Below are 1,151 nucleotides of genomic sequence, written 5' to 3' on the forward strand. Positions count from 1 at the left end.
TCTCTGGTACCGGGGGTGACACAGGGCCCGGCCGGCGCGGGCGGGGTCAGGCCGCGAGGACCCGGGAGCTCTTGCGGATCCGGCGAGGCGGGAAGCATCGTGATGGATATCAACTTCTCGGCACAAACCCACACTTGGGGGTGAAGTGCTGGGAAGGCCGGGTATGGAAGCTGTGTTCGTTTCGTGGGTTACTTTCACGAAGAAGCCGTAGATGACAGGCGCACTTCCCTACAGTGGTCCCGCTGCGTGCCGGGGCGCCCGTCGTGCCGGCAACTGCGCGTCTGCATGGCCGTTCCTGCGGCACGGAGACGTGAGGGGGGATGTCGTTGTCCGTGCGAGCGGAGCCTGAGGCACCGTCGGCCGTGACCGTGAAGGGGGATGCCGGTCAGCCCGAACTCCATGTGGAATTGGATGAGTTGGCCGCTGAGCCCCAACTGGTCCTTCAGAAGGCCGCGCTGGAAGAGCTCGCGGTGGCCGTCGAGCGCGGGAACGGGCTCTCCGCCTGGTCGGGCGGTGGACTGGTCGCCGCCTATGCGGGTGAAGGCGCCCTGGCACCCCGCACCGAGGGCGCGGCCCTGTGGGCACGGCGCCTCTCCGCCGCCACTGCCGTCATGGTCTACTTCCCGCTCGTCCTCACCTGGTCCGGACTCGGTCTGGCCACCTACGCGTACCACCAGGCACGGCGGGACCCCTCCGCCAGACTGCGGGGCTCCTTCCTCGACATGTGGCAGCAGGGCTTCGCCGGACACCTGTCCGGTGTCCTCCGGTTCGACCAGCTGGTCTGGTACACCATCACCCTGCTGGGGCTGGTGGTGACCCTCACGCTGACCTGGCGGAGCGTGCAGCACCGGGCGGACGAACAGGACCGCAGGCTCCTGCGACGCCTGGCCCGGGCGCTGGCACGCGTCGAATCGGCGGCCGTCACCGCAGCACACACCCAACCCCGTGCATTCACCGAGGAGTTGCAGGAAGCGGTCGCCGAGATGAGGGCGCTGCTGCAACTGTCGGACAGCGCGGGGGAACTCTCCCGGAACCTGCTGCGCGAGGCCGTCGCGGCCTCCACCGCGGCGGTCTCGGCCACCCGGGTCATTGATTCCACGGCCCCCCCGCTGCGCGAGGCCGCCCCCACGATCGCCCCCGCCCCACGCGAG

At 69.8% G+C, this 1,151-nt stretch carries 1 pseudogene; it reads left to right on the top strand.

Features of this window, described 5'->3' with window-relative positions:
* Positions 1–416: 416 nt before the first annotated feature.
* Positions 417–1,151 (top strand): annotated as a pseudogene (locus tag ACFW2E_RS47445) (hypothetical protein); the annotation flags it as partial.

This window comes from Streptomyces sp. NPDC058964 (genome assembly GCF_042741275.1).
In the GTDB taxonomy this organism is placed as follows: domain Bacteria; phylum Actinomycetota; class Actinomycetes; order Streptomycetales; family Streptomycetaceae; genus Streptomyces.